The following is a 22833-nucleotide window of genomic DNA, read 5'->3' on the forward strand; positions in this document are numbered from 1 at the left end:
CATTTTGTGGCGTTTTAATCAAGTTTTCTGTTAAGACGGTCGTCACCCTGAATTTATTTCAGGGTCTTTCACGCTAAAAAGATGCTGAAATAAATTCAGCAGGACGATAAAGCGGGATTAGGCGTAAATAAGATATAATTTTCAGCAAATAATTATCGAACTCAGGTTAACAGTATCTTTTTTTACTCCACTGTTTAGACATTTTCTTACACTTTATGAACATAAGCACCCAGTGTTGCCAGATACGATATCTGGGTAATAAAAAATAATGGCAACAGCTACCACTATACTAGAGTGGATTTTTCTCCAACAGCTACAAGCATTTCACAAGGACCTATAAAGCCATTTTCTGTTTCAAACTCCCCAAGTGCATTTTCAATTTCTTCCCAAACGGCCGCTTTCGCGAGATCTGATAAACCATTCATCATCTGATGCAAAGCACCAAATGATTCTTTTTCAAACTGCAAGCACTCTTTTGCAGTTTGAAAAAGCAAAGGAGCATCAACAAGTTCAGTTATTACATTTTTGAAACCTGCCTGTAAAAATGCTTTTTCAATAACACCATCAGCGCCTAAACTAAAGGGCCCTGGCTGACCAGGTAACGGAGGTGGCAGCTTGGCCCGATTACGAATAATAGATACAGGAAGCGAGAAGAATTTATTTCGCTCAGGAGTTGAGTAAACAATAGCAGCCATTTTTCCACCAGGTTTCAGCACCCGCAACATTTCGTTCAGCGCTTTTTGCTGATCTGGAAAATAAATAAGTCCGACTCTGGAAATCACCGCATCAAATGTTCTATCTTCAAGCGTGAGGTTTTCACCATCCATTACTTTTGTCTCTATATTATTTACTCCGGCCTGTTTAGCCATCTGTTTTGCAAAACTCAGAATATTGGAAGAAATATCAGTCGCTAAGACGCGGCCTGTAACACCAACCTTTTTAGCTGCTGTAATGGATTGTTCGCCTGCACCGGCCGCAATATCAAGTACATACTGACCGTCGGTGATCCCCGCCATTTCTAACATTCTTTCAGTGGTTTTACCCAACCATTTATTTAATGTAGGGCTCCAGCGGTACCAGGCCTCTGCTGTTTCCTGCCATTGGTGGCAAGTCGTTTTTTTGTACTGGATAGGGTCAAATTGAGGATTAGATGAATCCATAAATTTAATTTTTTAGAAGTGAATGATCTAAACAGCATCGAAATTACCATCAATCTTTGGGCTTTGGGCTTGTTCTGAAAATCAGCCAAGCCCTGTACTAAGGATAATCACAGGCGCTTTATCCTTCAGTTATATGTATTTACAGAAATGTTAAGTTAAATATACGTGTTTTATCACTTAATAATCAGGATCATTTTCGGATCCGAAGAATGCTTTAAATAAATATGGGTTTCTACCCTGTAGCTTTTTATCTCAATATTCAATAGTATGCCAACCTGCCCCTTTTCATCCTCTATTAACTGGCCCTCGACCAAACTCATCAGCTCAATAAGCGGTGTATCCCTGGTGACCCGCGTTCCACACAGACCGTTCGTGGGCACTATGTCTTCTACTACTACTTTTTTATTGGTTTTTCTTTTTTTTGGCGTGCTTATCATGAGTTTGTTAGTTGTTTTACCTGTAAGCATTTCACATTATTTCTCTTTACTCTTAAATAGCGTTATTCCTTTCACAAATTCTACAATAACAGGCGCTGGAATTGTTAAACTGCTTGTACGGCTTAACCTGGCGATGTTAATGCCATAGAAGTTACCTTTCATATCAAATAAGGGGCCTCCGCACTCAGATGGCTTTAGCTTCCCGTCATGTACCAATACTTCTTTAAAGTTATCTCGCCGCTCGCTTTTACCATCTGTAAATTTGTCTTCCTGAGCACTCGTTTTTACATAACGGGGTTTAAGCGTAAAGGTCTGAGTATACAGAATAGCTGATTTTTTGGCATATTGAAGGGTAACCGTATCATTTGTTTTGTATTTTGACAATTCATCTGGAATATCATCAATTGTCAACACCAGACGGTTATTGATCTTCTTCAACACATCCATGGCAGCAATATCATTTGTTCCTATTTTTTTCTTTTCAGTAGCTAACGGATAAAGGGCCGTTACAACAATAGCGCGGTCGTCAGTCCTGTAGTTAACCCCAACACCTAAATAGGAAGCTGCCGATTTTGGAACCCGCACCTTAACATTCCCGAGCACACTTATCTCGCCTGCTGCATGCGGTTTTGGCGAAATTAAAATACTTCCCAGCTTATCAAAGGCATAATCAGCTTGTACTTTGCTTAAACTTACCCCACCGGCAATTTCTTGAGGGATTTGAAGAAGCACCAAGTCATTTGCGTCATCGCGGCTCAATACCTGAGCTGCTACCATATTGCCATCGGCCATTTCAACCTTCGGGTTTGGCCCTACCATGGAGCATTTGCTAATAAAAAAGCTTTTTCCTTTTAGATCTGACTCAGCTACAATCCCTTTTAAATTTACCAGGGTGCCCAGAATGCTGATATTAAACGATGAATCTTTAACGGTAAATACGTTTTTTGAGGCTGAAAGCGACGGCTCAGTGCTCGAAATAAGCTGTTCCATTTCTGGAATTGGCTCCACCTGATCTACTTTTTTATCAACCTTAAATTTATCTTCCGGTATAAATGCAGTATGAACCGCTGGTGTTTTTAAGGCGGTCCAGTATTTCCTGAAATGATCTACCGGAACTTCTAAATTTACATCTATACTTAGACTTATCCGGCTATGGATTCCGATTACCCTTCCTTTTAGGTCAAAAAGAGGACCTCCCGAATCGCCTGGTTCCATTAAACAGGTAGATCGCATAAATCCTGTTTCATGCTTCAGTTCAGCAAGCTGACCAAGTCTAACGGTTGGTTTTGTAACTGTTATTAAACTGCCGGGATAGGCAATACTGATACAGGGCATATTGGGTTCCAGTATCGATGACCAACCCATTTTAGCGAAGGGCCATTTACCCTTTTCGGTAATCACGATCATGGCTGCATCGATGGAATGAATAACCCCTAAACCTTTAGCTTTAAACGCACGGCCATCTGAAAAAGTAACCAGATACAAGGCATTTGGCGTAACAGCATGGGCAGCGGTGAGGATATGTCCGTCGGCATCTACTACCACACCACTAAAATATCCGCCAACTTTCCGGTTAGCTGAATCGAGGTTGGCAATCTGAACGGATGCTGCATAAGCCTTTTGGATGCCTGATTTAACTTCGCTCTCCAATTGCCCAATATTAAAATTGTTACTTTGCGCAAAGGCTGGCCCGATCGAATACAGGCAGATTAAAAATATAATTAACTTCTTCATTTTATTTACTTATTTCAGCGAGCAGCAATTTCTTCAATTCCGGACTACTTGGAAATGGGGCTTCAGCGGTCACTACATTTCCCTGGCGGTCAAAAATCAGGTAACGCGGCATTACTTTAATTTTATAGTCTTTAGCCAATACATTATTACCTCCTCCGACAAATAATTGAATTCCACCCATCTGTCTTTCCTTAATTAACTTTAACCACGTGGCTTTTCCTCTTGGGCCATCCTGTGCAACGCCGATAAAAACAATATCTTTTTGATCATGAAGTTCTGCTTCTAATTTATTCAGGGCTGGAACCAGTGCTAAACAAGGCCCACAAAAGGTTGCCCAAACGTCAACCAAAACTACTTTACCTTTAAAATCACTCAGTGAGACCATTTTCCCATCCTGATCAGGGAAGCTAAAATTTGAACCTTTCCGACCAGGGGTAGCATTATATAGTTTTGCACCTAACGCTTCAACCTTAGCTTTTAAACCTGGGGATTGAAAATATTTGCCATACTTGTTCATGAACTGCTCATATATTTCGTAAGACTTTAGATTGGGAGCTTCTTTCCCAAATATGTAAAGTCCTTTTTGGCGGTCTGTAGTTAAAAAATCAATCGCACTTCTTGATTTATCGATAGATGCTGCATAATCTGCATATAAAGTAATCAACTCCTTTCCTTTTGGATACGACAAAACTGCATCATCAATAAATTTATCTTTTACAATAAGATTTTTATATAAAATAGACGAGCCTTCGTTTGGATTTCTTTTCAAGTAAATGAACCTGCTGTAATCAAAATCAAATATCATAAACGACTTCACCAATTGATTAAAGCTATTATTATGCTTTGTTGGTATAACTTTTAGGTAAGCATCAAAACTTTCTGCCGATGAGGGAGCGAGTGAAGGCGAACTCAACTTATATCCTTGCCAGCCACCTAATAATCTGTTCTCTATTGTTAACTTATCCGAAAACTCCATAAATCCATTTTCAATTCGTACCGTTACGGTATCGCCTTTTTTCAGGTACAAAGGAAATTGTCCGGCCAGGGCAGTAAATCCACCGATCATATAAAAACCTTCATAGGAAGGATCGAAGGAAAGGATAAAGGCCCCATCTTCTGCTAATTTAACTGATTTAACAAGTTTGGTTTCTCCATCTTCTACCTGGAAGAGATAAACAACTTTGTTAATATTTGGCTTGAGCACACCCCGTATCTCGGTGGTTTGAGCAAAGGCAAAGCTGTTCAATACCATCAATGCTACAATTGTAAATAGCTGTTTCATATCATAACTGGATTAATGTTTTTTTAGCTTCGGACGGGAGGAGAAACCAGAAATTTTAGGCTCGTTATTTTTCATTTTCTGCATCATAATTTCTGCGGCCTTCAAGTATTCATCATTACTGCTTTTCATTTCCGCTATCAATTTCGATTGCTGCTCAATGGCGGCCTCTTTTTCACCAAAATAATAAGCCGCTAAATTCATTTTGCTTTTAACCGCTACCGAATTACTGCTCAATATCATTGCTTTTTTAAGTAAGCTTGTGGCTAATTCCCTATCTACAACGTCTTTGGAGAGCTTGGATAAAGTAACCGCATAATTTGAGCAATAGTCAGAAATTCTGATTGAATCAATAGGAACTACAGGTTCAGGCGCATTTTTGTCATTTATTATGGTTTCGCTTCCTATGGAAGAAGTTTTATTTGCGGGCAATAAAAATTGCGTAATGTAGGCCCGGGAGGCCTTTAAAAGCTGAACGGTATCGGCACTTAAACTGTATAATCTGATTTTGAATTCCAGGATTTTTTTTGTGCCCCTATCTCCGATTTCAACAGTTTTAAGATTTTCGAAAAGCTTGTTCAATCCTGCTTCTTTTTTAGAAACCGACTGTTTACTTCCAATAATATCCTCGGCCCTGCTTTTCGTTTCTTCACGAATTACCCGATAAAAAGAAGCTGCAGCAATACCATCATTTTTACATAAAACAGCATCAATGCGCTTATAGTTGTTGATCATATAATGATACAGAACTGAATCAGCGCCATTGGTGAAGTTAGATCCCAGGAAAAATAGTTGAGCTGTAGAGGGTGTTGTGGTTACAAATTTTTCAATATATCGGCTTATTGCTGCACCAGTCCATTTTCCTGAAGCTTTTAAGCGCTTAATATAAGTTTGAGCAAAAAGTTCGTCATAATTACCGGCTTTATATTTAGCTTCCAATTCGTCTAAACTTATTTCTTTTTTTCCTGCATACTTTGCAAGCATTTTATCGGCCAAGTCTTTAAAGTCTGCAGCAGGCATCGAACTTTTAGATCGATCTATCAAGGTTTCATCATTTGGGTTAATGAACAAATAAGTGGGGTAAGAATGTACTTCGTATTTTTTTGCCAGGGCAATGCCTTCGCCTTTTTCTGCATCGATTTTTACATTTACAAAACCCTTGTTGTACTTTGCCCCGATTTCCGATCGCGTAAATACCTGTGCAGCCATCACTCTACATGGACCGCACCAACTGGTATACACATCCACAAAAATGGGCCTGTTTAGTTCTTTTGCCTTTTTTACGGCCTCTTTCCAGGATGTGTGTTCAAACTCAATTCCTTGCGAAAAAACGTTTAGGGTACTGAATAAGAGAAAACCGCTTAATAAAATCTTTTTCATTGGAATATAATTTGTCTTTAAAGGTTATGAAGCTATCATAAGCGTATTCATTGCTGTTTGTGAGCGTTTGCTCATGATGGTTTCATTAGAATATATTTGTGCTTTAATGGTTAGATAGAAGAGAAATAACCACATCAAACCGTAAACATTATTGTTTTATCTTGGAAGATTGTCAATCCGTTTTTGCCAGTTCTTTTTCAATCAATTCTTTCAATTTTGGATCAGAAGGACGAGGCGAATCAGTTGATACTACATTTCCTTTTTTATCAAATACCATAAACCTTGGGATAACTGAAATAGCATAGTCTTTGGTTATTTTAGTCCAGCCACCGGCAAACAATTGTAGGCCATTCAAATCCAGTTCTTTCAGCGCGGTCAGCCATTTTTGTTTATCTTTCGGATAATCAACTGAAACCGATATAAAGGCTACATCTTTGCTTTTATACGCCTCTTCCATCTTTTTTAGGTAAGGAATCTGCTGTTTGCAGGGTGCACACCAGGTGGCCCATACATCAACTATCACTACCTTCCCTTTAAAATCATTTAGCGAAATCATTTTTCCCTTTTGATCAGGGTAAGTGAAATTGATACCGGGTTTAGGTCCGATTACACTGTTGTAAAGTTTTGTCCCCAGTTCTTCTACAACTGATTTCTGGTAAGTCGTTTGAAAGTACTTTCCATACTTATCCATAAACTCCTGGTAAGCGTTATAGTTGGCAGGCATTTTACCCTTACTTAGCATATAAGCGCCTTTGATCGCGTCGTTATCAAGGGTTATCATTCTTTGATCTATTGTTCCGCGGCTTAATATGGCAGAATTGGCATAAGTTTCCTTATTACCTGACATCGCAAAGTTGACATACATATCGATATAACGCTGACCATTAAGCATTCCCAATACAGCATCGGTTTTAAACTTTTTGGGTTCTATTATCGTATTGTAATAGGGCGGCAACTGTTCTTTTTTAATGAATGTGCCCCCTCTGGGAATAGCCAGAAAATTTAAAGCATATAAATCTAAATCGTATCCGATAATCTGTTTCATCGAAGCGTTGAATACTGTATTGGGCGTATGTATCGTTTTTTTAAATATTTCCGCTTGGGCAATCAGTTTTGTCAAGGCAGGAAAGAATTCATCATACATCTGCATCGAATGGAAGGAGTTATACCTGATAGAATCCGTCATCTTGGCCCATTGGTATAAAACGGTATTCTCAGGGCTTTGCTTACCAATAAAATCAATTGTTCTGTTATTGATAGCAACTTCTGTCTTATCTCCCTTTTTTAAATAAACCGGAAACTTTCCCCTGATAAATTCGCCCCAGCCAATTGCATAAAAACCTTCTTTAGCAGGATTGAACATGAAACCAAAAGAGCCATCTTTTGCCAAACTGGTTTTTGTAATTTCCCGGGTTTCTCCATCATTGATTTCGTAAAGGGTAATATCCTTATCATCAAAACCTTCTGATTTTACCGTTCCCCAGATCTGGGTCATTTGTGCAGAGCAGCAAAAGCTCAACATTAAGCCAGTTAAGGCAAACATTAATTTTTTCATAACTTTATTTAGCTTTTGCCAATTCGGTTTCGAGCAATGCTTTTAGTTTTGGCTCAGAAGGGCGGGGTGAATTAGGATTGATTAATTTCCCTTCCCGATCAATCACGATAAAGCGCGGAATGGTTGTAATCTTATAGAAATCGGTTACTTTATTAACAAAACCGCCTGCATATAGCTGCACACCTGACAGCTTCATGTCACCAACCATTTTCAGCCATTTTTCTTTGTCTTTTGGCTCATCTGTAGAAATGCTCACAAAAACCACATCCTTACCATGTAATTCTGCATCCAGTTTCTTTAAGAAAGGAATCTCTGCTTTACAAGGCGCACACCAGGTTGCCCAGATGTCTAACACAACCACTTTGCCTTTAAAATCACTTAATGAAACCATTTTACCGTTCTGATCCTCGAAGGTAAAATCAACGGCCTTACCGCCTGCGGTAGTGATGTACAATTTAGCACCCAATGCATCAACTCTTGCTTTTAAACTTGGCGACTGAAAATATTGGCCAAAGCTTTTAACCAAACCTTCATATTGCGGGTAGGATTGTATGAAAGGGGTCTGCTTAAACAATATATATACGCCCTTTTGCCTATCGGTAGTAAAGAATTTCAATCTATCGTCGATATTCGTATTCCTGCCGCCTGCCCAATCAGCATATTCATTTATTAATAGCTCACCAAAGAGATACGATAAGACATCGTCATTTTTGAATTTATTTTCCGCCAGGATCGAATTATAATAAGGCACATAATCTTCTTTCTTTGCTTGAAATCCTGTTTTACGTGGAGTACGGACAAAGTGCATGGCATAATAATCCAGATCGAAATAGGTCACTGCGGTCATCAAACGGTTAAAATCTTCATTCTTGGTTTTAATCGTCTTTCTAAATTCATCGGCCTGGGCGGCAACTTTGGTCAATTCTGGAAAAAAATCCTGATAGGTACTTAATGGCGGCTCCATAAAATAAATGGATTTTACCTTTAGTTCCTGTGTTAAGGCATTCCATGAAGAAAGAATGGCATTTTCAGGCGTCTGCTTCCCTACAAACATCATTCTTCTTTTATCAATTGCAATCTCAGCCTTATCGCCTTTTTTCACATATATCGGAAAAAGAGACCCTTTTTCCATTTTTGAATAACCTACGGTATAAAAGCCCTCATTGGTAGGCGTAAACAGAAACCCGAATGAACCATCTTCGCCCAATTGAGTACCAGCTAATAATTCGGGCTTCCCATCTACAATACTATAAAGATAGATATCCTTTTGGGTACCATTTTTCATCACGCCACGGATTTCGCTCATCTGAGCAAACGAAACCTTTGCTAATAGCAGGGCGGCAATTATTAATATTTTTTTCATCAGCTATTTTTTGCTTAGTAATTCATTCAGATAAACCTTTAAAACAGGATTGGATGGGCGTTGACAGCATTTGGCATTGAGCATTTTGCCCTCTTTATCGATAATAACAAACCGTGGGATTCCGGTTAAACCGATTTGATTGAAGAAAGCATCTGCTGCAAGTCCTTTGGTCATCCATAACTGCTCGCCTGTTAGTTTCCTTTTTTTCATAAAATCCTGCCAATAGTCTTCTTTGATATCCCCGTTAAGAGATACAAAAGCAACATCTTTTCCTGCCATTTCATGTTCTAATTTTTTAAGAAAGGGCATTTCTGCTACACAGGGATGGCACCAGGTGCTCCAGATATCGATTAAAATATATTTGCCTTTATAATCAGAGATTTTAGCTACCGAACCATCTGGTTTCTGAAAAGTATAGGTACTGAAATCAGTACCGGGCAAAGCATTATTAAAACGGGTCACTTTATCTGCTCTGCCGAGTGTACCATTTATTTTTGCAATATTGGCGGGATCTTTAACCAGGGGCATGGCTGCTCTGGCCAGATCCTTTATTTTAAAAATATCTTCTTCCAGGAGCGCATGGTTCAATAACTGAACAACGTAAGCCTCTTTTAATTTTTCATTATCAATCGTATTTGCAAAATCAGCAATCCAGGTGTTTGAACTACGCACCTGTAGTTTCCCTGTTTCCATTTTAGCATACATGATCTCATTAATTGTTTTAAACCAATTATAATAAGTCACAATTTCTGGCACTAAACTGATATCCAGATCAACAAAATTGATTTTGTTAATGAGGTCTGTTTCTCCCGAAACCTTTGCTTCCATATAAGGCGCGCAGACTTTATCGAGGTATTCGCCTTGTGCATAGCCCAATAAAACAGCTTTGTTTAGTTTTACCTCTTCGTTATTGGAGGTTTTTATGGCATTTACCCGGTTGGTATAAACTTCTGTAGCGCTGTACTGTTTATTCTTGTAATCATACTTTCGGGTAAGCTCAAAGAGAAACTGGTTTAAACTGCTTCCCTTTCCGGTGAATACCACACTTTTATCCTTTACCGAAATTAAGATGTCATCTCCAGGTTTCAAGAAGGCATTAAAACCTTGTACAATAGGATCGCTTGTGGTTAAAATACAGAATTCGGGTTTTGTAAGGGTCGTTTCCATGCTGAAACGACCGTTAGTATAATTTGTCCTTCCTTTTTGGATCATGGCGAAATCTTCAATAAAAAGACTGGCCCCTCCCTTTAGTCCCGACATCTCTCCCTTCACCACTGTTTTTAAGCCCTCATCGGCCAAAATAGGCAATGAACTTCCCAGTCCGCAAATTAATGCGGCATATAAAATCAATTTTTTCATCTGTTTTTTATCTTTCTCTATAATGCAAGCTCACTACTTTTCCAAAACCGGTATACGTTTTATCTAAACCTATGCCTGTAGCGCCAAGCAGAACATTAAATTGTTCAATTTTTCCGTTTTGACCTTCTGGAAGAGCAGGATCATAACTACAAACAAGCAGTTTGTCTCCATCTGTATATTTTGTGGCATGATAAGTATGAAATTTCAGTAAACTGATTTTTGCAGCACCTTTATCCAAAACCAATTTAGATTTTGGTATGCTATTGGAATCATATTGATATACCTTGCCCTCAACATTGTAATAAAGATATCCCTGAGCAGGACTAACGGCAAAACTTTCCGCCTTGTCTATATCTGGTGAAATAATTTCTTCGAACCCTAATTGCGTAGCATCGGTTTGTTTAAAACGGGCCATATACCTCTTCTGAGTAGCAGGGTCTTTTAATATGGCATAAATTTGGGTACCCGTAGTTACATATGTCATATATAATAAATCTTTACCCGTATTCGTGAAATTAAACAGCTTAGGTGCAGTACCCGTAGGGTCAGGAACAGGGAGTAATTTAGCGTCGAAAACACTCAAATGCTTCCAAAAACTCTTATGTACCACATCATAAAAATATGCATTCTGATTGCCTGAAATAAAATTCTCGTTTGCTCCCATAAATGGCGCCACTTTGAACAAAAGGTCATTTGCATAATTAAGGGGCTGACTATATTTTATCTGTTGTGAAGGAGCCGTGAAATATACATCACCACTCGAGGTAATCATATAGGCAGAATTCTCACCACGCACGCGTTGGATCGCATCAATGTGAAAATCTGTTGGAAGATCAGGGTCTAGAATTTCTTTTTTTACATTATAATCGGGCTTCCAGGCAAAAGTTTCGGCATCTACCCTATCGACACTTTGATCAGTTCCAAGATAAAGGCCATAAGGTAATTTAATACCGTAACCAAGTACGTTACCGATCTGATAACCGTAAACCAATCGGGGTTTTCCCGTCAATTGAAGCGCAGAATTTGTTTTTGTCAACAAATCATTTATAGTGATAAACTGACCATCAACCTGTTTCGAAAGTATATCAAACTGTGCTTTACCATTTACTTCAGTCATCAACAACCATCCTTCGTTATATATGTTTCTAATCTCAAGCGAAAATTTCTTAACAAATTTAACTCCGGTAACATTATCGGTTACTTTATAAAAGCTATCGTAAGTACCTGGTGCTATATTCACCAATATATCCAGGTCTTTGGTTGTGCCCAATGTTTTTGCACCAGGATCAGGTTGTCCGTTGGGAACTACATAAACCCATTCATACGAATAGCGTTTTGGATCAGCTGTTTCATCTAGCGTAAAAGTAAGTTCAGGCTTAATAATTAATTTAGCAAGCACAAAAGCGGTTATCTTTCCGTTTAATTCTTTAGGAAATTTAACCTCGTTAATATCATGGTAGGTATAATTGCCTATATCTTTTTTGCATGAATAGGTAATTAGCGTTAATGCTGCCATTAAGCAGACATATATATATATTTTCATCAGTATATAATTATTAATTTATTGCTCATTGTTTTCGATGGCATTAATGAGCTCGCAAAAGCTCGGTTTATTTTTAACGGTGATGAAGCTATCATGAGCATATTATTTGTGTTTTGTACCGTTTGCTCATGATGGTTTCATCATAACATATTTCATTTAATAGAAGACAAACACTTATTGAGCACTACTGCCCATTTTCATTTCGGTGCCATCATCTTCATAAACAGTTTGACCTGCCAATTTTAGTTGGCCTAAGCGACGTTGTACTATTTTACCCATTCCGGTTAATTCTGCCGATTGAAGGCCGCTGGTGTCCAGATACTGAGGTGTTATCCCAAGAACATCGCACATGAAAAACAGTTTTTTCCGTGTAAAAACACCCCAATTCGAATTCGTAGTGCCGTTATTTTGGTTATAAATCCACAGTACAGGTCTTTTTATGATATCATCTATCCGAAGTTTGGTTGAAATAGTTTTAATGGTTTTACCTGCTACCGCTATGGTTTTAAAATTATTGCCAAAATTTTCATTTGCAAGTAAATCCAAGGTAAGGAAATAGCTCTGGGTCTGCATTTCAGGAGTACGTAACAGCTTTAACTTAATGGTATCGGTTTGGGCATTCTTTTTGATAACAAATTGTTGAGGCAGCGCTTCAAAATGAGTTCCGGCAATAGCTGTTGATGATGCATTTACCTCTAATTTATAAACCCTGTCATAAGGTGCAGTGCTCCCACTGATTGCCACAACAATTTTCCTTACAGAATCTGGCGAGCTACTATAGCCAAAAGAAACATATGTTGAGTCAAAAGCAAGAGATGGCACATTCTTACCGGCATCAGCGAAATAAATATCAGAATTTTTATTATCAAATGTCATCAAACCTTTTTCGCATGACATCAATGAAACTGTTATAAGCAGTATAGCAAATTTAAAAATAAGTTTATTCATGATCGTTTTGGATTAACGGTTATTAGTTTCAGAAATTGGAATTGGAACTACATATTTACCCCTCATCTGGTCAAGGGTTGTCCCAATAAGAACTGAACCGGTGGTATTACTGGTAGCTGGAATTGTACCTAAGTTGTTCCTTTTAAAATAATAGAATAACTGACCTTCACCAAAGAATTCCTTTTGGTACTCTCTGGTTAATTCAGTTGTTAACTGCGCAGCGCTTACCGGAGTTCCTAAATTTCTTTGCAATCGAACTGTATTCAAGTAAGCCACACCGGTAGTAGGGTTTGGATCACATTCGGCAGCTATATAATACATTTCGCTCAATTTTAACAAAGGCACTGTATTTCTATAGGATACAGTTTTTGACTCAATATCTGCATACTTCATAAATGTTTTGTAATTTTTACTTCCAGGTTTTACCCAAAGCTGCTCGTAGTTCCCATATCTGAAATCATTGCCATCGTACAACGCAACCATACGTGCGTCATTTGGTGCGAGAATAGCATTGTCGGCCAAAGAAGAACTAAAAAACTTTGCCTGAGCGCCAGTACTGGCATATAGGTCGCCATTGTAAACACCCAAAATCATTTCAGTAGTAAAAACTTTATCCGGATTTTGCTTATCATTAATATTAGCAAGTGTTACCCAGGGAAATTTAGCCGCATTTTGGATGAGAACCATTGCAGCAGCCAAAGCCTCTGTCTTATTACCTCTGTACAAATTCGCCCTAGCTTGTAATGCTTTTACCGAATAGTAAGTAAAGCGATATTTCCTATCGGTACTCATCGTCTTATCGTTGGAAAGCAAACTTTCGGCTCTACTTAAATCTGTAATAATATGCTCCATTACTTCATTTGCTTTGAGAAAGGGATTTATGGTAACTTCACCTGAGGTAGCATAAGGAATGCTTAGCAATGTAGAATCAGCTGTGCTATACATCGGCCCAAATAAGCGCAAAAGGTCAAAATGCATCATCGCACGTATAGCCAATGCTTCGCCTCGATAAGTAGAATCTGTTCTTGCATCTATAATGCCAGGGACTTTCGCCAAATTGTCTAAAAACCTATTTGCATTAAAAATAGCATTGTAACTGTTTGTCCAAATCTCTGCCATTTTATTACTTACCTGCGCTCCCTTATAATCGTATGTAGAAAACGAATTGTATTGACTTATCACTGCCTTTGGAGAAGTATAAGTCATGGTGTACCGCTGAGCCATTATTTCTGGATAGATCATCGTAAGGGTTTCACCGTATAATGGTGCTCCAGCTAACTTTACATATATCCCATTTAAATAAGCCTTAATATTTGTTGGAGAACTGAAAACCTGTTCTTCAAGCAGCTTTCCCTCTGGTTGTAAATCCAAATATTTTGTACAAGAAGAAAAAGAAATTACCGTGTAAATTGCAACAAATAGGTATGTTTTTATATTTTTCATTAGTATATAATTTGAGTTTTAACGGTTATGAAGCTATCATGAGCAATATTTTTCGCTGTTTGTGATTGTTTGCTCATGATGGTTTCATTGTTCTATATTTTAGAATGAAGCTCTTATCGTGAATGACACTGAGCGTGCAAATGGATAGTTAATCCCTCGCTCACGTTTAACTGTTGAAAAGCGGAAAATATCGTTTGTATAGCCAGATAGATTTAAGTTTTGCAAACCTAAACTCTTCATCCATTTAGCATTTACGAATGTATAACTCATGTTAATCGATTCAAGTGAAAGCGAGTTTTCTTCCTGAAGAAAGCGAGTTGACATTTGCGTAGCGCTTGCTGGCTGTAGTGGATCCATTAAATTAATATTTTTGAATTGGGCAATATCACCTGGTTTTTTCCAACGATCATATAAAGCACGCTTATCCTGATTGTTGCCAACTTCATTGTAATCGATATTTTCAACTTTATCTAACAGCGCTTGATTGAAAACATAGGCTTTAGCTCTGTAACGCATCGATAATGACAATGATAAGTTTCTGTAGCTAAAAGTGCTTGAAATCATACCTTCCATAAGTGGCTTACTGCTACCAACTTTAGGCTGGTCTGCAAGAGACCAATCAAGCGTATGCTCACCTGTTGCAGTTAAGTAGATTTCACGTCCGCTGGCTGGATCAATGCCTAGGGACCGGACAGCGAATATATCATTAGGACTGGCTCCATCTCTGAAACGGGTTAAAGCTTTATCAGTTACCTGCTTTGCATCCAATTTCTTTAATGTATTTCCAAATCCACTATACTTGCTATCGTTAGAAGCTCCTGTTACGCCTATTCGCCATAGTATACGTTGCTCGCGATTATTAATTATCGCGTAATTCAATCTTATTTCATAGCCTATTGTAGATAATTTACCCACATTAAATTGATAACTTGAGATACCAGAAGATGTAGGATAATCAACCGAAACAATTTGATTGTCTGTAATTTTTGAGTAGGCATTTAAACTACCGGTCAATCGATCATGAAATAAACCAAAATCAATACCGTGACTAAGTTGAGTGGTTTTTGATGGTACCAAATCATTGTTGGCAAGTGTAAGTACATTTATTCCCTGGCCAACCTGGTTATAGGCCCTTAAATACTGATAAACTGTAGTTGAAACCTGTCCACCCATTACCTGATTCCCCGTTACACCAATATTAGAGTAAAGTTTAATACGGGAAATGACATTGCTATTTTTCAAGAAACTTTCTTTATGCACATTCCAGCCAATACCGGTAGACCAGTATGGAGACCAAGGATCGTTTTTTCCAAAAGAAGTTGATCCATCTATACGGTAAGAGGCATCAAAGAGATAACGAGAATCATATGCATAGTTTGCAGATGCCGTTGCACTTGCACTTCGGTAAGTAGAGGTACTGGAACGTGGCAAACCACTATTTTCATAACCGTAGGCAAATCCTAAAATAGGATCGCTTCCAGTAGGGAATCCTTGAGATACGAAAGTTGCAGAATTGGAATAATTATGTCCTAAATCTCCTCTTACGTTAACATTAACGGCATGTTTTTTCCCAAACAAATTGCCATAAGTTAATAAGAAATTTGTTCGTATAGAATAATTGTTGGATTTACCATAGGTATATTTACCACGAAGATTAGGTTGCTGCGACAATTGACTCGTATGATCAGGTGACAAGAAATCATCAGACTCTAAAACGCCCTTCGAAATAGAAAAACCACCATTTACTCTAAATTTCGGAAGTATATCATATTGCACAGACAGGTTGTTGGTAAGGTTCATTCCAGTTCCATTGCTTCTGAAAGGCAATGATGCATTATAGAGCGGATTTGGAACATTTAAACCGGTTGTGATTGTACCTCCGTTTGCAAGCGTGGATGTTTGATCTAAAAAAGGATTGCTAATGCTTTTTATGTAATATGGATTAGCATTTACATAATCAGCAAAATTACCGTATGGTGATTCAGAATGACTATTACCATTTATAGAGAATGAGTTATTGATATTAATTTTTGATTTTCTATAAATAAAGTTTACGTTTCCACCCCATGTATCACGCGTTGAACCTTTCATTACACCAGGGTTCAGTTTATAATTAAAGCCTACACTGTATCGAAAAACCTCATCGCCCCCACTTGCATTAATAGAGTGATTTTGAGAGATGATATTTTGAAGGGGTTCAGCTAACCAATAGGTATCTACACCCCTGGCAACAGCCGCCTTATTTCTGTAATATATCGAATCTAATCCAGCTTGAAGCGTAGGATCAGAAGAGGCCATTACATATCTTCCTGAAAGTCTTTCAAATTCTAATTTTTCTGCGGCATTCATCATGTTATATACCGTCAAATCTGGTCCCTCTACTCTTAAATCACTAGTATAAGAAAAACGTAATTTTCCAGGTACCGGCCTAACAGTTTCAATTACGATAACGCCATTTGCTGCTTTAGAGCCATACAAGGCTGTAGATGCAGCATCCTTAAGAATAGTTACCGATGCAACACGGTTCATATCCAGATCGATAATGGTCTGCAGCGTACTTTCAAAACCATCTAAAATAAACAGGGGTTGGTTCGGATCTGTCCCAAATTGATCTTTTAAAGAGAGTTCACCAACGGTGGTCTTACCTCTAAGCTCAATCGTAGGCAATAAATTTGGATTGGATCCTAATTTTTCATTGTCAAGTACAAGAAAAGAGGGATCCATTGATTTTAAGCTGGCTATAATGTTATTATTCCCAATAGCTTTTAATTCAGCACCCGAAAAAGTAGAGGTTGCTCCTGTAAAACTTTCTTTCTTTCGGTCTATACCAGTACCTGTAATTACGATATTATCGAGTTTATTAACCAAAGATTTAAGCTGAACGTTTAAGATATTCTTTTCCGGAACACGTAATGTTTTTGATTCTAAGCCGATAAAAGAAAAAATAAGTTCGTCTGCATTATCGTTGATCGAAATCGCATATTTCCCATCCTTATCTGTTCTTACCAGTGTACCAATCTTCTTGCTCCTCACGCTAACACCAACTAAGGGATCGCCATTCTCATCGGTTACCGTACCTGTAATTACACGTATCTGATTAACAAAGCTAAAGGTTGGTGGAGACTTAGCCTTTACCACTATGGTTTTATTCTCAATTTCATATAAAAGTGGCTGGTTCTCGAAAGCTTTATTCAATGCTTCAACTAGTGGAACATTCGTCAAGTTTAAGTTTACCGGCGCTATATTTTCCAGCATCCGGTCGCTATAAATAAAATCATAACCGGTTTGCTTACGGATTTCTTTAAATATGGCCACCAATTTGACATTCTTCTCCTTCAGGGTAACGTTCTGGGCATAAGTGCCTGCGCTTACCTGCAAAAATGTAGCTGTTAATAACACAATGATTAGTTTCATTACGAGCAAAATTTGGGCAATACGAGCTGGTGGCCTGTATAGCCTTTTAAAGTAAAAATTCATACATTTGAATGAGTTTAATACGAGTATGCCGATTGTCTAGTTAGGAATTGGGCATGCTCATGGTTTCATTAATAATTGTTTTGCAATTCCCGATTTATTCGGGTCTGATGAATAGCATTAAACCATAGCCAGGAGTGTGCAACCACTCTTGGCTTATTTTTTAAGCTATGCTTTCGTAAAGGTTAAGGAAAAGCTTTCATTACGGTTGGTTTGGTTAGTAAATTAATTTGTTAGTTTGGTTTGTTGATATTTTTATTATTGGTTATTCTTTACTTTAATTTTTGATCCGCTGATTTCGAATTCGATTTCGCCGGTTGACTCTAAATTTTTAAGGATTTCTTTGATATTTTTGGACCTTGACATCTGACCGCTAAAGGTCAATCCAGCATTTACATCTTTTTCATAAACTACGTCTACATTATACCATCGGCCTACCCTGTTCATGATCTGCTTTAAACTCTCCTGCTGAAATATAAAATCCCCGTTTTTCCAATCCATCACTGCCTCTACGTCTTTCTCTACCACGTTTATTCCTTTCTCGGTTAATATGGCCTGCTCTCCCGGTTTAATCTTAACTTCAGCCCTCACTCCATTTTTAGCATAATCAGAAGTCACCATTACGCTTCCCTCTAGTAAGGTTGTTTTAATCGCACCTTCATCTTTGTAACTATTAATATTAAAATGCGTACCCAGCACTTTTACTTCCTGTCCTTCATTGATAACCTTAAATGGGTGTGTTTTATCTTTGGTTACTTCAAAATAAGCCTCTCCTTTTAGTTCAACTTTACGATCTTCCATAGATGCAAATGACAATGGGAATTTCAAAGAGGAAGCTGCATTAAGCCAAACTTTGGTGCCATCGGGAAGAATAACCTGGTATTGCCCACCCCTTGGGGTCTCCACTAAATTGTAGGATACTAACTTGGCTGTTTTTTCTGCATCATTCAATACCTTATATAACAATTGGCCATCAGCCGATTTTGTAATCTGGATTCCAGACTGTTTCAACAAAGCACCATTCCCAACCTCATTTAAGTTAACTTTTCTTCCATCGGCCAAAGTCAGGATTGCATTATTTTTGCCGGGTAGAATAGCAGCCTGCTGATGCTGATCTTCCATTTTTGTTTTAATCGCGAAAAAATAAATGCTGAATCCAGCAACAATTAAAAGTACGGCGGCAGATAAATATTTCCATAATGGAAACACGCGGATATTTTTTTGTTGATCATCAACCTTATTGATGAGTGACTGGTATATTTCGTTTTGAACAGCTACTTTCTCACCCATAAGATTAGCATCCCATGATGTATGTCTTTGAAGAAGTAAGTCATAAACCTCATCAAAAGCTTTTATTTCCTCTTCACTGGCAGTTCCCTCCTGGCATTTCCTTGCCAATTCTTTAAATTCACTATCAGTTATTATGTTTTTCATATAGGTATGTCTAAATGAAAAGCCCCAACCCCTAAAAGAATTTAAAAAAAAATTAAAATGAAGCAATTAAGTTGCTTTAATCGAGGATGAAGCTGGAATATAGGATGCTCCTTTATGTAGATATTTTGCTTATACGCCTTTGACGAGGACTGTATTTTGGTTTTTCGGTTTAGAAAGTATGGTGGAACGAAAACATCACCAACAGAAAAAGTACTTCTCCCATCACTGCCCGTAAATGTTTTAATGCGATCGACATCTGGGCTTCCACAGTTTTTACGCTGATGCCCATTCTCTCGGCAATTTCTTTATTACTCAAAAATTCCTTTCTACTGAACAGAAAAACCTCCTGACAGCGCTTTGGGAGTGAAGCAATCCCTTTTTCGAGCAATTTTTCGACATCTTGTTTATTCAGGTTATCTTTCTGTAGGGCAAAACCAGCCAATTTTTCCAATTCGCCATCTTCGATAAATACTTTCCGGTTATTTGCCGACTTTATATAAGTGAGTACTTTATAGCGGACAGCGGTAAACAGATAAGATTTTAGTGAATCAATTTTCACTTCATCTCTTCTGATCCATAGTTGCAATAGAACATCTTGCACAATATCCTTACACGGTTCGGGATCTTTTAATACGCTAAATGCTGCAAGGTATAGTTGTTCCCAATAGTTGTTATATATCAGCTGAAGGCCTCTTCTGTCATCTGTCTTTAATAAAGAAATTAACTCTTCATCTGGTAATATTGCTTGAGTAAACATTTCTCTTTTGCATAAGGATTATATAAATTTATAAAAAAAACCGACACCATACAATAAATTGGAAAACCGATAGCACTATTCAGTTACCCAAAAATCTTTCTTTAAGACTATATTTTCAGACGAATTTCCGATCATAACCTTAAACTGTCCAGGCTCAATCCTGTATCTATTTTGTTTATCAATAATTGACAGATCATCCGGCTTGAGTACGAAGCCTACCATCTTCTCTTCTCCTGGTATTAAGGTTACCCTTTCGAAACCGCGTAAAACAGATTCGTAGGTGGTAACACTGCTTAACACATCTTTCAGGTAAAGCTGTACCACCTCATCTCCCTTCAACTTTCCGCTATTTTTTACTTTTACCGAAACCCTTATTTCTTCACCCACCTTATATTTTTCCTTATCGATGGTTAATCCGCTAAATTCAAAACTGGTATAACTCAAACCATAACCAAAGGGATAAAGTGCACCTACTACCGCAGTATTACCATAACCGTTTGGCCCATCGCCAGGCTGCCCTGCATGAGAAGCCTGTTTAAATGGAAAATTAAGTTCGATCTGCCCAATGGTTTTAGGGAAGGTAACCGGTAGCTTCCCTCCTGGATTATTTAACCCAAATAAGGTTTCGGCAATAATTTTCCCCGATTGCGGTCCCGGAAACCATGCTTCCAAAATGGCAGGGACATACCTGTTTTCCCAGTTAATGGTAAGGGGCTGCCCGTTTATCATCACCATTACAACGGGTTTACCTGTTGCGTGCAATGCCTGGATTAACTTTAGCTGCCTTCCGGGTAAATTCAAACCCGTTCTTGATAAACTTTCGCCAACCCGTTTTTCATCTTCGCCAACCACTGCGATAACAACATCTGCATTCTTTGCAGCATTTACGGCAGAATCAATATCAGCTTGTTCTTTAGCCGTTAACGGGCTTTCAATAATTTCACTTTCCGGCCAGCTTGCATCTACAATTTCGCAGCCTTTGGTATAAACCACCTTGCCTGCACTGCCCACAAACTGTTTTATACCCGCAAGTACCGTAGTAACCGGATTATACGATGGCCCATAGCGGCTAGTGGCATAACCACTTGCATCGGCAAGCGGCCCGGTAACCAGGATATTTTTATACTTCGCTAACTGTAACGGCAATAGGTTGCCACTATTTTTTAGCAATACCATCGATTGCCTGTTTATTTCTTCAGCAAAAGCTTCATCACTTTTAGTATGCACCTTTTTATCAGCGCTTGATGGATTTTCGGTATATGGCTTATCAAATAAACCTAATCTGAACTTTACTTTTAGTACCTCTGCAACGCACCTATCTACAACACTCATTGACAGTTTGCCTTCACCAATGATTTTTCTTAGCGGTAAAATGTAATCCTTTGGCTGGGTAAAGTTGGTCCTTACGTTCAATCCGGCTTCTACCACCTGCCTCACAGCATCATCATAGCTATCTGCAACCTTGTGTTTGCTATACAAAAACTCTACCGCTTCGCTGTCTGATACCACATAGCCGTTAAACCCAAACTGTTTGCGGAGCAGCGTTGTAAGAAAATAATAACTACCACTTACCGGCTCGCCATCCCAGTCGTTGTAACTGCTCATTACTCCCATAGGCTGAGCTTGTTCAATTACTTTTCTAAATGGGTATAGATATATCTGGTGCATCTCTTTGGGCGCAACATGGGGGTCGGTTCTGGCGTCCCCATCCCGTCCGCCTTTAGGAACACTATATACTGCATAATGCTTTAATGTGGAGGCGACATGATTACTTTGTATACCAAGTACCATTTGGGTGCCCAGTGAGGCAACCAGAAAAGGATCTTCTCCGTAACATTCTACTACCCGGCCCCATCGTGGATCCCGGGCTAAGTCAAGTATCGGTGCATAAACATTGGTATAACCTAACAGTTTAGCCTCACGCCCAACTATATCACCTGCCTGTTTAACCAGCTTTGGGTTCCAGGTACTACCAATCCCGATCGGTGCTGGCAGTGGAGTCGCTTTTTCATGGTTTAAACCGTGAATCCCTTCGTTGGTGAAGTCAACAGGGATGCCTAAACGTGTTTCTTCAATAAACCACCGCTGTACATTATTAATCGCAGTTGCATGTTTACTAAACGGATAAGAATAAGGTGTTTTGGCTTTGGGACTGTTCACCAGTCCATTTAACATTTCATCGATATTGGCAATTCCATCCTTCCAGATTTCATTCTTCCAATCAGCGGTTGGCTGTTCATCTTTCAAAACCCTTCCAAAACCATACAAAGTAGCCATTTGGCAGGTTTTTTCTTCAACTGTCATCTGCGATAACAAGTTGGACACTCTTTGATCGATAGGTGCATTTGGATCCTCATAAATGTCCTTCTTCCCGTTTTTGTTAAAATCAATCCAATCTTTGTGATAAATAGTTGTTTTTTGCGCCAGTAAGTTCGGGGCCGTTCCAATAGCCATACCTACTGTAAACAACAAAACCCGGATTCCATTTTTAGTCATTGATATTGAGGAGTATTAGATAAATTTTAAGGGATTCGGACATTAATAAATCTGTGCTAATTCTTTTTCATGTCGCCTGCGTTTCTATTTCTCTTTTGCTTACAGGAGCCAGGATGCTTCCGAACATGAATAAAACTTGGTTTACGCTGGACATGTTCAGCGTATCCTTTCCCTGTTCAATTTTACGTATCACCGTAAGGGCAACTCCAGTGTGCTCAGCGAATTCTTCCTGTGTCAATCCTGCGAGTTTTCTCTTCTCTTTTACAAATGATGCTAAACCTTTCATTATATGCATTTATACCTATTAACCTGAGTTCGATAATTATTTGCTGAAAATTATATCTTATTTACGCCTAATCCCGCTTTATCGTCCTGCTGAATTTATTTCAGCATCTTTTTAGCGTGAAAGACCCTGAAATAAATTCAGGGTGACGACCGTCTTAACAGAAAACTTGATTAAAACGCCACAAA

Annotated in this window: 16 protein-coding genes; all 16 read right to left on the reverse strand. The window is 38.5% G+C overall.

The genetic code is table 11. The features are described 5' to 3' along the window. Positions 1–284 precede the first annotated feature (284 nt). Entirely contained in the window at positions 285–1160 is an 876-nt protein-coding gene (locus tag AW17_RS18350) for a class I SAM-dependent methyltransferase (RefSeq protein ID WP_029278733.1), read from the reverse strand. A gap of 173 nt (positions 1161–1333) precedes the next feature. After that, complete coding sequence (locus AW17_RS18355; RefSeq protein ID WP_029278734.1) at positions 1334–1627, reverse strand: hypothetical protein; 294 nt, start codon at positions 1625–1627, stop codon at positions 1334–1336. A 6-nt stretch (positions 1628–1633) separates the two neighbouring features. Continuing rightward, positions 1634–3331, reverse strand: coding sequence for a S1 family peptidase (locus tag AW17_RS18360; protein WP_029278735.1), 1698 nt, complete (start codon positions 3329–3331; stop codon positions 1634–1636). Between the two features lies 1 nt (position 3332). Further along, the gene (locus tag AW17_RS18365; protein ID WP_029278736.1) at positions 3333–4613 is read right to left on the reverse strand and encodes a TlpA family protein disulfide reductase; all 1281 of its coding nucleotides are present in this window, start codon (positions 4611–4613) and stop codon (positions 3333–3335) included. A gap of 12 nt (positions 4614–4625) precedes the next feature. After that, the gene (locus tag AW17_RS18370) at positions 4626–5990 is read right to left on the reverse strand and encodes a thioredoxin family protein (protein WP_051691949.1); all 1365 of its coding nucleotides are present in this window, start codon (positions 5988–5990) and stop codon (positions 4626–4628) included. 172 nt (positions 5991–6162) lie between these two features. Further along, complete coding sequence (locus AW17_RS18375; RefSeq protein ID WP_051691950.1) at positions 6163–7545, reverse strand: TlpA family protein disulfide reductase; 1383 nt, start codon at positions 7543–7545, stop codon at positions 6163–6165. Positions 7546–7549: 4 nt separating this feature from the next. Next, positions 7550–8908: a TlpA family protein disulfide reductase gene (locus tag AW17_RS18380; protein ID WP_051691951.1), complete on the reverse strand. Its 1359-nt coding sequence runs from the start codon at positions 8906–8908 to the stop codon at positions 7550–7552. Positions 8909–8911: 3 nt separating this feature from the next. Beyond that, a complete protein-coding gene (locus AW17_RS18385; RefSeq protein ID WP_029278740.1) occupies positions 8912–10267 on the reverse strand; it encodes a TlpA family protein disulfide reductase in 1356 nt (451 codons plus the stop codon). Between the two features lie 7 nt (positions 10268–10274). After that, the gene (locus tag AW17_RS18390) at positions 10275–11810 is read right to left on the reverse strand and encodes a PKD-like family lipoprotein (protein WP_083488765.1); all 1536 of its coding nucleotides are present in this window, start codon (positions 11808–11810) and stop codon (positions 10275–10277) included. A gap of 174 nt (positions 11811–11984) precedes the next feature. Beyond that, positions 11985–12758: a DUF4843 domain-containing protein gene (locus AW17_RS18395; protein WP_083488766.1), complete on the reverse strand. Its 774-nt coding sequence runs from the start codon at positions 12756–12758 to the stop codon at positions 11985–11987. A 12-nt stretch (positions 12759–12770) separates the two neighbouring features. Further along, positions 12771–14201, reverse strand: coding sequence for a RagB/SusD family nutrient uptake outer membrane protein (locus AW17_RS18400; RefSeq protein ID WP_029278743.1), 1431 nt, complete (start codon positions 14199–14201; stop codon positions 12771–12773). Positions 14202–14300: 99 nt separating this feature from the next. Continuing rightward, a complete protein-coding gene (locus AW17_RS18405) occupies positions 14301–17615 on the reverse strand; it encodes a SusC/RagA family TonB-linked outer membrane protein (protein WP_051691952.1) in 3315 nt (1104 codons plus the stop codon). A gap of 318 nt (positions 17616–17933) precedes the next feature. After that, complete coding sequence (locus AW17_RS18410; protein ID WP_036670406.1) at positions 17934–19109, reverse strand: FecR family protein; 1176 nt, start codon at positions 19107–19109, stop codon at positions 17934–17936. Between the two features lie 169 nt (positions 19110–19278). Next, on the reverse strand, positions 19279–19866 hold the full coding sequence (locus tag AW17_RS18415; protein WP_029278749.1) for an RNA polymerase sigma-70 factor: 588 nt from the start codon (positions 19864–19866) through the stop codon (positions 19279–19281). A 75-nt stretch (positions 19867–19941) separates the two neighbouring features. Beyond that, the gene (locus AW17_RS18420; protein WP_051691953.1) at positions 19942–22362 is read right to left on the reverse strand and encodes a glycoside hydrolase family 3 N-terminal domain-containing protein; all 2421 of its coding nucleotides are present in this window, start codon (positions 22360–22362) and stop codon (positions 19942–19944) included. 67 nt (positions 22363–22429) lie between these two features. After that, positions 22430–22648 (reverse strand): helix-turn-helix domain-containing protein, encoded by a 219-nt coding sequence (locus tag AW17_RS18425; protein ID WP_029278753.1) that lies wholly within the window; start codon positions 22646–22648, stop codon positions 22430–22432. Between the last annotated feature and the right edge of the window lie 185 nt (positions 22649–22833).

This window comes from Pedobacter borealis DSM 19626, assembly GCF_000708285.2.
Taxonomy (GTDB): Bacteria; Bacteroidota; Bacteroidia; order Sphingobacteriales; family Sphingobacteriaceae; genus Pedobacter; species Pedobacter borealis.

Bases quoted from the DNA above. Each gene is read 5' to 3' on its own strand.
- AW17_RS18350 (WP_029278733.1), bottom strand. From the start codon at position 1,160: ATGGATTCATCTAATCCTCAATTTGACCCTATCCAGTACAAAAAAACG.
- AW17_RS18355 (WP_029278734.1), bottom strand. From the start codon at position 1,627: ATGCTTACAGGTAAAACAACTAACAAACTCATGATAAGCACGCCAAAA.
- AW17_RS18360 (WP_029278735.1), bottom strand. From the start codon at position 3,331: ATGAAGAAGTTAATTATATTTTTAATCTGCCTGTATTCGATCGGGCCA.
- AW17_RS18365 (WP_029278736.1), bottom strand. From the start codon at position 4,613: ATGAAACAGCTATTTACAATTGTAGCATTGATGGTATTGAACAGCTTT.
- AW17_RS18370 (WP_051691949.1), bottom strand. From the start codon at position 5,990: ATGAAAAAGATTTTATTAAGCGGTTTTCTCTTATTCAGTACCCTAAAC.
- AW17_RS18375 (WP_051691950.1), bottom strand. From the start codon at position 7,545: ATGAAAAAATTAATGTTTGCCTTAACTGGCTTAATGTTGAGCTTTTGC.
- AW17_RS18380 (WP_051691951.1), bottom strand. From the start codon at position 8,908: ATGAAAAAAATATTAATAATTGCCGCCCTGCTATTAGCAAAGGTTTCG.
- AW17_RS18385 (WP_029278740.1), bottom strand. From the start codon at position 10,267: ATGAAAAAATTGATTTTATATGCCGCATTAATTTGCGGACTGGGAAGT.
- AW17_RS18390 (WP_083488765.1), bottom strand. From the start codon at position 11,810: ATGAAAATATATATATATGTCTGCTTAATGGCAGCATTAACGCTAATT.
- AW17_RS18395 (WP_083488766.1), bottom strand. From the start codon at position 12,758: ATGAATAAACTTATTTTTAAATTTGCTATACTGCTTATAACAGTTTCA.
- AW17_RS18400 (WP_029278743.1), bottom strand. From the start codon at position 14,201: ATGAAAAATATAAAAACATACCTATTTGTTGCAATTTACACGGTAATT.
- AW17_RS18405 (WP_051691952.1), bottom strand. From the start codon at position 17,615: ATGAAACTAATCATTGTGTTATTAACAGCTACATTTTTGCAGGTAAGC.
- AW17_RS18410 (WP_036670406.1), bottom strand. From the start codon at position 19,109: ATGAAAAACATAATAACTGATAGTGAATTTAAAGAATTGGCAAGGAAA.
- AW17_RS18415 (WP_029278749.1), bottom strand. From the start codon at position 19,866: ATGTTTACTCAAGCAATATTACCAGATGAAGAGTTAATTTCTTTATTA.
- AW17_RS18420 (WP_051691953.1), bottom strand. From the start codon at position 22,362: ATGACTAAAAATGGAATCCGGGTTTTGTTGTTTACAGTAGGTATGGCT.
- AW17_RS18425 (WP_029278753.1), bottom strand. From the start codon at position 22,648: ATGAAAGGTTTAGCATCATTTGTAAAAGAGAAGAGAAAACTCGCAGGA.